5 protein-coding genes are annotated in these 10697 nt (G+C 71.1%); all 5 read left to right on the top strand.

The genetic code is table 11. From position 1 onward, the window contains the following. On the top strand, positions 1-639 hold a 639-nt coding region (locus tag AC3WRT_RS18105; protein ID WP_492724377.1), incomplete at its 5' end, for an FHA domain-containing protein. Beyond that, positions 636-2336 (top strand): serine/threonine-protein kinase, encoded by a 1701-nt coding sequence (locus AC3WRT_RS18100; protein ID WP_492724375.1) that lies wholly within the window; start codon positions 636-638, stop codon positions 2334-2336. The genes AC3WRT_RS18105 and AC3WRT_RS18100, both read left to right, overlap by 4 nt. A 209-nt stretch (positions 2337-2545) precedes the next feature. Continuing rightward, the gene (locus AC3WRT_RS18095; protein WP_492724373.1) at positions 2546-3304 is read left to right on the top strand and encodes a hypothetical protein; all 759 of its coding nucleotides are present in this window, start codon (positions 2546-2548) and stop codon (positions 3302-3304) included. After that, the gene (locus AC3WRT_RS18090) at positions 3301-9612 is read left to right on the top strand and encodes an Ig-like domain-containing protein (protein WP_492724371.1); all 6312 of its coding nucleotides are present in this window, start codon (positions 3301-3303) and stop codon (positions 9610-9612) included. The genes AC3WRT_RS18095 and AC3WRT_RS18090 overlap by 4 nt, the downstream gene beginning before the upstream one ends. An 86-nt stretch (positions 9613-9698) precedes the next feature. After that, the gene (locus AC3WRT_RS18085; protein WP_492724369.1) at positions 9699-10691 is read left to right on the top strand and encodes an AAA family ATPase; all 993 of its coding nucleotides are present in this window, start codon (positions 9699-9701) and stop codon (positions 10689-10691) included. The last annotated feature ends 6 nt before the right edge of the window (positions 10692-10697 follow it).

Here is a 10697-nt window from a genome sequence, read left to right as displayed (position 1 = left end):
CCAGCGGCCCGCCCGGCCGACCCCCAGGCGGCGGAGCCGACCTTCGCGGTACCGATCTCGCCGCCTGGACCCACCCTGCCAGCCGCCCCGGGGGAGGAGGACGACACGGAGCTCACCGTCGACCGCAGCGCCCTGCTCGAGGCCCGCCACGCCGCCCGGAACCTCGCCCCCTCGGGGCCGAGCGTGCTCGCGGTGCTCTGCGTCACCGGGCACCCGACGCCGCCGCACGGCGACCGCTGCCGCGTCTGCGGCTCCGGCATCCCGCCGCAGGAGCCGTTCACGATGCCGCGGCCGCCGCTCGGCGTGCTTCGCCTCTCGACCGGCGACGTCGTGACGCTCGACCGCAGCGTCCTGCTCGGCCGCGCTCCCAAGCTCGGCGACGGGCTGGCCGTCCACGACCGCCCGCACGTCGTCAAGGTCCCGAGCCCCGGGCGCGACGTGTCCCGCAACCACGTGGAGGTCATCCTCGAGGGCTGGCACGTGCTCATCCGCGACCTCGCGACCACGAACGGCACGACGGTTGCGCTGCCCGGCGAGCCCCCGGTCCGCCTGCGGGCCAACGACCAGCAGGTCCTCGAGCCGCGATCCCTGGTGTCGATGGCCGACGAGGTCTCCTTCACCTTCGAGCCGGCGCCGTGAAGAAGGGCGCGCCTCCGAAGATCCCGGGCCTCGTCTTCGTGCAGCCACTGGGCTCCGGCGGCTATGCCGACGTCTTCCTCTACGAGCAGCAGAGCCCGCGTATGCCGGTCGCGGTCAAGGTGCTCAAGTCCGAGGGGCTGACCGACGCGCTGCGACAGCAGTTCGTCGAGGAGGCCGACACCATGGCCGCCCTCGGCGACCACCCCTACATCGTGCAGGTCTTCCGTTCCGGCACGTCCGACGACGGCCGTCCCTACCTCGTCATGAAGTACTACCCGCCCCCCAACCTCGCGATGCGCGCCCGGGCCGAGCGCTTCTCCGTCGAGGACGTGCTGCGCACCGGCATCCAGCTCGCCAGTGCCGTCGAGACGGCCCATCGGGCCCACATCACGCACCGCGACATCAAGCCGGCGAACGTCCTCATCAGCGCGTACGGCGCCCCGGGTCTGACCGACTTCGGCATCGCCGGCCGCGGCGCGCGCGAGGGTGACGTCGAGGCCGAGACCACCGACGACGTCGGCGTCTCGGTGCCGTGGGCGCCACCGGAGGTGCTGTACGGCCAGAGCAACGGCGACGAGCGCTCCGACGTCTACTCGCTCGCCGCGACGCTGTGGCAGCTGCTCGTCGGCCGCTCACCCTTCGAGGTGCCCGGCGGGGACAACTCCGCGTATGCGTTGATGCCGCGGATCCGCAGCACCGCGCCGCCTTCGACGGGCCGGCAGGACGTGCCGGCCGGGCTAGAGCGGCTGCTGTCGCAGGCGATGGCCAAGGACCCCGCGCACCGTCCGGGGTCCGCGCTCGAGCTCGCCCGCGCGCTCCAGGCGGTCGAGCAGCAGCAGCGGCTGAACCGCACGCCGATCGTCGTGCTCGACGAGCAGGGCCACACGACGCTCGTCAGCCAGACGCAGGGCTCGCCGACGGGGCGCGCGGTCGACGACGAGGACCGCACCCGGATCAAGGCCCCGCAGACGGTCGTGGCCCAGCCCGCCGCGCCGTCGCCGTCGGGGCTCGACGACGAGACGCGCCGCCGCTCCGAGGCCGGCACGCCACGCTGGTCACCGGCCCCCATGCCGAGCCCGAGCCGTATGCCGTCTGCCGCGCCCGTGCGCCCGGCCGCAGTCACCGACGCGCTGGGGAGCCAGACCGCCCCCCTGGACGTCGACTCCGGCGAGCAGGCCACTGTCCGCCGGCCGGCGAGCTCCCCGGCGGCGCAGGGAAGTCCTGCTGCCGCCGCCCCGGCGGCGTCGCCGCTGACGAGGCCCTCCGTGGTGTGGGGTCTGGTCGCCGGCGTCGCACTCCTCGTCGGGGTGGTGCTCTTCCTGGTGCTTCGACCGGGAGCCGACGACCCCCCGCCCGCCCCTGCCCTGCCCCGCACGACGGTGTCCATGCCGGGCGACGACAGCGCCATCGGCGACAGCGTGTTCGACAAACCCACCGTCTCGGCGAGCTCCGGCCGGGGCACTGTCGGTTTCACGTGGAACTACCCGCAGGCGTCGAAGCAGGACACCTTCCGGGTGTGGGTTGCGCCGACGCCGTCGGACGCCTCGAACCCCGACCGCGCCAAGCTCGTCTCGGTGCCGACGCGGTCGTACACCGTCAAGGCAGCCAAGGGCACGAAGGTCTGCGCCACGGTCAAGGTGGTCCGGTCCGGGCAGGCCTCGCCGGGGTCCGACGTCCAGTGCGAGACCGCACAGTGAGGGCGGCCGGGCCGTCCGTGGCGCGCAACGGGTCCGACGCGCGCAACCCCGTGAGTATGCCGGCGGGTGGACAGGACGCAGGCGGGACGGCACCCTCGACGCAGACAGCACCAAAACACCACAGACTTCCGTAACGCCGCATCGTTGGACACCGCCGGCCGCTGGTGCTGGCACACAGGGGCGCGCAGACAGGGTTAGGGGACCCGATCTTGATCCACAGCAAGGTGACCGTCGTGTTCTGCGGCGAGGAGCACTCCGTCTCGCCCGACACCGGGCTGACGATCGGCCGGACCGGCGACGTCGAGGTGGACGACAACCCCTACCTGCACCGCACCTTCCTCGTCGTGTCCTTCGAGAACGGCTTCTGGTGGCTCACCAACACCGGCTCGACCCTGACCGCCACGGTGGCCGACGAGCAGGGACTCTTCCAGGCCTGGCTCAACCCGGGCGCGAAGATCCCGCTCGCCATGCGCAAGCTCATCGTCTGGTTCACCGCCGGTCCGACCACCTACGACTTCGAGATCCACGTGGCGAGCCCCGCCTTCACGTCCGTGACCGCCGACCCGCCGGCAGAGGCCGATGACGACGAGGTGGGGGCGGCGACCGTCGGGCGCGTGTCGTTCACGCCGGACCAGAAGCTGCTCGTCGTCGCGCTGTGCGAGCCGTTCCTGCGACGGCGTGAGGCGGGTACGAGCCAGATACCCTCCTCGGCCGCCGCCGCCGACCGGCTCGGCTGGACCCTCACCCGCTTCAACCGCAAGCTCGACAACGTCTGCCAGAAGCTCGCCGACGCCGGCACGCGCGGCCTGCACGGCGGCGTTGGCAAGCTCGCCACCAACCGCAAGGCCAGGCTCGTCGAGCACGCGCTCTCGACCAAGCTCGTCACCGAGGACGACCTCGCGCTGCTCGACGCTCCGGCGGACAGGGCCGACGACCGGATGGTCGCGGCCGAACAGGGGAACGCATGAGCACCGCCGCCACCAAGCGACGGATCGGGGTCATCTCCACCGTCGTCGTTGCCCTCGTCGCGAGCCTGCTCGTCTGGCTCGCGACCCGTAGCGAGGGCGAGATCGTCCGCAAGGCCGACCTCAACGACGGCGGCATCTGGGTCACCAACTCAGAGCAGTCCCGCTTCGGACGCATCAACAAGGCCGCGGGGCAGCTCGACGCCGGTGTCTATGCCGACGTGGGCGCGAGCTCGGGGCTCGACATGTTCCAGGACGGCGCGGCAGTCCTCGGCTACACCAAGGCCAGCAATCAGGTCATCCCCATCAACCCGTCCGAGGGCACGTTGCGCTCCGAGCAGGCCGTGGTGCTGCCCAAGGCGAGCACGGCCACCGGCAACCGCGTCTTCACACCCCCGCCCATCGACCTCCGCGGCGGCAGCATCGCGATGATCGACCCGGCCACCGGTGAGCTGCGCGCCCAGCGCATCGCGGACCCGTCCGGGATCGCCGGCCTCGACGGCCTGCAGACGCAGGCCAAGCCGCTCGGCAAGGTCGGCGCCAACGCCGCCGTCGCGGTCGGCGTCGACGGCACCGTCTACGCGCTGTCGGCCGAGAAGGGCACCATCACCGTCCTCAAGCCCAAGGGCGCGGCCTTCGACAAGCCGGCCACGACCGAGCTCAAGTTCTCCTCGAAGTCGGCGCAGGTCACTTCCGTCGGCGCGCACTGGGTGGTGTGGGACTCCACCACCGGCAAGCTCTACTCGGACGCCCTCTCCGAGCCGCAGCAGCTGTCGGTCGGCAACGCCGAGCCGGGCAACCCTGCCTTCGCTGCGTTGCAGCAGCCGGGTCCCGACGCCGCCTCGGTCCTCATCCAGGACGAGGCACAGCTGGCGCAGGTGTCGCTGACCGGCGACGGCCCGACGACGGGAGGCGTCAAGCTGGGCCAGGCCGCTCCAGGCCGGCAGCTGCTCCTCTCAGGCCCGGTCCGTCTCGGGAACTGTGTCCACGCGGCATGGGCCGGAGCGTCCAACGTCTACTACGGCCGCAACTGCGGCTCGCCCACGGACGCCGACACGGTCGACCTCGGGGCGATGAAGAAGGGGGTGCGCACCGACGGCGTCAAGCTGCGTGTCAACCGCGGACTCATCGTGCTCAACGACCTCGACTCCGGCGACGTGTGGGACATCGACCGCAACAAGGTCAAGATCGACAACTGGAACTCGGTCATCCCGCCGCCCCAGACCGACAACAAGAACAAGAAGAAGGACGAGAACCTCCTCGACGACCAGCAGACCCGGACTCCGCCGAAGGCGCAGCCCGACAACCTGCGGGTGCGGCCCGGCCGCACGTCGACGCTGCACGTCCTCGACAACGACTCCGACAGCCAGGGCTCGATCCTCGCGATCTCGCCCGGTGACGTGACCCAGCCCGACACCCCCGGTATCCAGGCCACGCCGTCGGCCGACGGGCAGACCGTCCAGGTGACGGTGCCCGACGAGCCCGGCGCCCAGGCCTTCTCGTTCAGCTACACCGTCAACAACGGCACCACGGCCAAGAACGGCCGGGCCACCGCGAAGGTGACCGTCCGCATCGTCACCGACGACGTCAACTCGGCTCCGAAGCTGCGCCCCGGCCAGGCCCGTCTCGCGAAGTCGTCCTACCCGGTCGTCGCCGGCGGCTCCGTCCGCGTCGGTGTCGTCGCCGACTGGCGCGATGTCGAGAACGACCCGATCCAGGTGTCCCCGGTCGACGTCGAGACCACCGCCGTCGACGGCTCGGGCGCGCTGACGATCAAGGCGCAGGGCCAGAAGGGCGACCAGGTCGTGAAGTACGTCGTCGACGACGGCCGCGGCGGCACCGCCCAGTCCTCGGTCAGCCTCGACGTGCTGAGCGAGGACGACACGAAGCCGGTCCGGCCGCGCACCCAGCCGGACGTCGTGCGTGCGGTCGCGGGCAAGCCCGTCCAGCTCCAGCCCCTCGGCAACGACATCGCCGGCGCCGACCCGACCGACCCCGAGGCACGGATGCGCCTCGCACAGGCCGTCCGTGGTCCCGGCCAGCTGAAGATCGACTCCAACCTCGACACCGGCGTCGTCACCGTGACCAGCGGGACGCCCGGCACCTCCGTCGTCACGTACACCGCGCAGGTGGGTGCCGGTGTCGCCACCGGCCGCATCCGGGTCGACATCCTTCCTGACAAGGACAACGACGCCCCACCGGTCGCGACGCCCGACGCTGCTGTCGTCCGCGGTCAGACGCCGGTCATCGCGGACGTCCTGTCCAACGACTACAGTCCGCGCAGCGACGTCCTCGTCGTCCAGCGCGTCGAGTCCGCACAGGCCTGGCTCCGAACCTCGATCGTCCAGGGGCGCTGGGTACGGGTGCAGGCCACCGCCCCGGTCACCGGCAACGAGACCCGGCAGGGCACCGTGCGCTACACCATCTCCGACGGCACGAAGACCGCCGTCGGCGAGCTGTCCGTCGTCCAGAAGCCCGAACCGAAGGACAAGGTCCTGCCGACGGTCGTCGACGACGTCGCCACGGTCCGGGTCGGCGACGCCGTGACGATCCCCGCGCTCGACAACGACTCGATGAGCGAGGGCATCCCGCTCAGGTTGGCTCCCGGGGTGCGCGTGCTGTCGGGCGGCGGCCAGGCCTTCGCCTCGGGCACCGTGGTGCGCTACGTCCCCGAGGTCGCCCCGATGACCGGCCCCAGGACTGCGATCCTCGAGTACACCACCTATCCCGAGGGCCTGCGCCCGCGCGGTCAGACCGGCCGCATCACGGTGACGATCAACCCACTGCCCGATGCCGTGAAGTACCCCAACCAGCCGCCGCAGGCGCGCAGCTTCAGCGCCAGCGTCACGGCCGGTGACACCCTCTCGATCACGGTCCCGACCAGTGGCGTCGACCCCGACGGCGACCTCACCTTCGTCAGCGGCATCGTCGGCGACGACAGCGGCCCGGTCGACCTCAAGTTCGGCCGCGTCGTCGGCTTCGGCGCCGCGAGGGTCCGCTACGAGGCCTACCCGCGCAGCGCCGGCACCGAGGTCATCCGCTACCAGCTGCGCGACCGGTTCGGCGCGACGAGCGACGGCTTCGTGCGCGTCGGTGTCGTCCAGCCGGGCGACCCGCAGCCCCCAGTGGCCGTCGAGGACGACGTCGTCGCGGCGCCGGGCCGCACGGTGCGCGCCGACGTCCTGACCAACGACCTCATCGCCGCCGGCGACTCGGTCTCCTTCGTCGACCTCGGGACGCTCAACGACGCCGATGTCCTCAAGCAGTTCCAGCGCCAGAAGGACGACACCTTCAAGGTCGTCGTGCCCGAGGTCGGCCCGGCGAAGGTCCTGACCTACGGGATCACCGACGGCCTCTTCGATCCGTCGAAGTCGACGCTGACGGTCCGCGGGCAGAAGGACTTCAACAACCCGCCGACGGCGGTCGACGACACGGGGACGGCCAAGCCGGGCGAGACCTCCATCCTCGTCGACGCGCTCGCCAACGACCGCGACCTCGACGGCAACCAGTCGCAGCTGAAGATCGTCAAGTTCTACGGCGATGGCGTCACCCGCGAGGGCCGCAGGCTGCGCATCCAGCTGCGTCCCCAGGCCCGCGTCGTGCCCTACGTCATCGAGGACGCCGACGGTGCCCAGGCGATGGCTCTCATCTACGTCCCCGCCGGCAACAACGGCCAGCCCTACGTCGTGGCGGGCAAGACGGTGAAGATGGGCGCCGACTCGACCGTCAAGGTCCCTCTCGACGACTACGTCATCGACCCGCGGGGAGGCAAGGTGTCGGTCACCTCGCCCGACACCGTGTCCACCTCGCCGACTGAGAACCTCCAGTCCGACGTGACGTCCGCGACCCAGCTGACGCTGACCTCGACGAACGGCTACGTCGGACCGGCCGCCCTCATGCTCGAGGTCACCAACGCCACCGGCCCGAACGACAAGGCCGCCCAGAGCACCTACGTCACCCTGCCGGTGCAGATCGGGCCCGACGTGCCCGTCCTGCGCTGCCCGGACCACGAGGTGCTCCTCGCGGCCGACGGCCCGGTGCGCACCTTCGACATCCCTCGTCTGTGCCACGCGTGGCTGCCCGACGGCCTGGACGCCGGTACCGCGGCCTACGATGCGATCTGGGACCCGGCCGCCGACCGAGTCGACCTGTCGCAGGTCGGTCGGGGCGGTCGGCAGGTCGTCCTCAAGGCCCAGGCGTCGGCGCAAGCGGGCACGACCGGCGCCGTGGCCATCAAGGCCAAGGGCGGCGCCGACACGTTCAAGATCAAGGTCCGTGTCACGAGCGCGCCCCCGATCGCCACGCTGCGCCCGGTGCTCGTCGAGGGCCTCATCGCCGGCACGAGCCGCACGGTGAACCTCGCCCAGTACCTGGACAGCCCGCTCACCGCGCCACAGTGCTCGGTCCAGGCGAGCCAGGTGGTCTCGGGCGTCGGTGTCACGGCGTCGGCCAGCGGCTGCCAGCTGACCGTCTCCGCCTCGGACAAGGCCCGCAACGACACCAAGGTGTCGCTGCGGGTCCTCGATGCGCCGGGTCGCCCCGCCGCGCTGGGCCAGGTCACGGTCACGGTCCGGAGCAAGCCGGATCCGACCGGCGCGCCCGTGGCCGTCGCCGACCGGGTCCTCGGCAGCACGGCCCGCGTCGACTGGCGCCCGCCGGCCTACGACGGCGGCCTGCCGATCTCGCAGTACGAGGTCATCGCCAACGGCGGTGAGGCGCGCCAGATCTGCGCCAGCTCGCCGTGCACGATCACCGGCCTGACCAACGGCAAGGACTCCTCCTTCACGGTGCGCTCCCAGAACGCCGTCGGCTGGTCCGACGAGAGCCCGAAGAGCAACACGGTCCGACCCGACACCAAGCCGAAGGCGACCGTCATCAGCGACGTCGTTCCGGGCGACCGCAAGCTCACCGTCCACTGGACGGCGCCGGCCAACGAGGGCAGCGAGGTCAGCGACTACCGCGTCCAGTACGTCGACATCGGCTCGAACGCCGGGTCGGGCAGCACGGTGCCGGTCAAGGCCCCGGCCCTGACCAAGGTGCTCTTGGGCCTGGTCAACAACGACGCGTACAACATCCGCGTCCAGGCCAAGAACGGCGCCGGCTGGGGTCCGTTCGGTCCCACCGTCAAGGCGCAGTCGTTCGGCAAGCCGGCCAACGTACCGGCCCCGACGCTGAGCCCGCGGACAGCAACCCCCGGCGAAGCCAACGCCCAGGTCACGGTCTCGTGGCCGTCCACCGACCCCAACGGCCCGCCGATCACGAAGTACGAGGTGTACCGGCGCACGGAGGGAGGGACCTGGAACCTCATCGCGACGCGCTCGGGCGGCGAGTCGCGCACGGCCAGCGACACGATCCCCTACCAGGGGCAGAAGGTCGAGTACACCGTCACGGCGACGAACGGTGGCCCGGCGACCTCCGACAAGGCGAACTTCTCCGGTTACGTCGCAGACGGCATCCCCGGCACGCCGAACCTCACGTCGGTCGTGACACCGCGCAAGGACTACTCGGCCGACGCGTCATTCACCCTCGGTGACTCGCGCTCGCGCGGCTACGGCACGGTCAACTGGCGCACGTCCGCGGGTCGCAGCGGGTCGTGGGCCTGCTCGGGCGGCTGCTCGGGCGGCAAGGCCGCCGACCTCGGCACGAGCTCGCAGTCCATGCAGATCCAGGCCTGCAACGTCGCCGGCAACTGCTCGCCGTGGTCGAACAGCGTGAGCTTCCACCCGTACGGCCCGACGAACGGCGTGCCCGGCCTGCGCGAGTCCCACGACGACAACAGCATCACGTTCACGTGGGGCACGGCGCCCTCCGAGGGCCGCCCGATCACGGGCTATGAGATCGACGGCGACCGCAACACCACCGTCGGCGCCGGCACGCACTCGACGACGTTCGACAACATCGGGTACTCCGCGACGCGCAAGATCCGCGTCCGGGCCCTCGCCCAGGACTCCGGCCCCGGTCCGTGGACGGCGTATGTCAGCGGTACGACGAACCCGAAGCCGAAGCCGAAGGTGGTCAGCGTCTACAAGGGCACCGCGTGCGGCACGACCGGCTGCTTCGACCCCTACCAGGGCCAGGAGTGCGGCACGAACTGCAACCACATCGGCTACGAGCTGCAGAACTTCGAGGGCCGGATCAGCTGCGCCATCAGCGGGTGGTCGCAACCGGACGACGGGTCGGCCGGCACGCACACTCCCACGAACGGACGCAACAACTCGGGGAAGTTCCTCGGCTACCCGAACGAGTCGGTGACCGTGACCTGCACCGGCTCCAACGGCCGGGACTCGGCGACCAAGAACCCTTGGGGCTGACGCCAGGACACACGCGGCAGCGCTCCCACCCAGCCACACGGCATACCCCCACGATCGATGAATCACATGACAGGAGAAGGACACCCATGACGGCCACCCCCACCACAGGTCGCATCACGCAGGAACAGGTCACCTGGTTCGCGCACACCTTCGACCAGCTGGTCGGCAACATCGAGAAGGCCGTCCTGGGCAAGCAGCACGTGACGCGCCTGGCCCTCACCTGCCTGCTCTCCGAGGGCCACATGCTCCTCGAGGACTTCCCGGGCACCGGCAAGACGCAGCTCGCCCGCGCCCTGTCGGCGACGGTGCAGGGCACCCACAGCCGCATCCAGTTCACGCCCGACCTGCTCCCGAGCGACGTCACGGGCGTCACGATCTACGAGCCGACGAAGCAGAGCTTCGAGTTCCACCCGGGTCCCATCTTCGCGACCATCGTGCTGGCCGACGAGATCAACCGCGCCTCGCCGAAGACGCAGTCGGCGCTGCTCGAGGTCATGGAGGAGGGCCGCGTCACCATCGACGGCAAGCCGCACTCGGTCGGCGAGCCGTTCATGGTCATCGCGACGCAGAACCCCATCGAGCAGGCCGGCACCTACCGCCTCCCCGAGGCGCAGCTCGACCGCTTCCTCATGAAGGCGAGCGTCGGCTACCCCGACCACGAGGCGACGATCGCCGTCCTCGCCGACGCCAAGACGCGTGACCGCGCCAAGACGCTGAGCCCGCTCATCGCCAGCAACGTCATCGTCGAGATGAGCAAGCTCGCCGACGAGGTCCACGTCGACCCGGCCATCCTCGGCTACGTCAGCCGGATCGCCGAGGAGTCGCGCCGCCACCCGAACCTCAAGCTCGGCCTGTCGGTCCGTGGTTGCCTCGCCTACGTGCGCTGCGCGAAGACGTGGGCGGCCAGCCAGGGACGCACCTACGTCGTCCCGGACGACATCAAGCTGCTCGCCGAGCCGGTGCTCAGCCACCGCCTCCTGCTCAACGCGGAGGCGCAGTTCGCGGGCAGGACGGTCGAGCAGTGTGTCGACCAGATCCTCGGCGACATCGCGCCGCCGGCCGAGCGCGCCTCGGCCTGACCGCGG

Source organism: Terrabacter sp. FW104-15G4B, from assembly GCF_058790095.1.
This window is presented reverse-complemented; position numbering and strand designations above follow the sequence as displayed.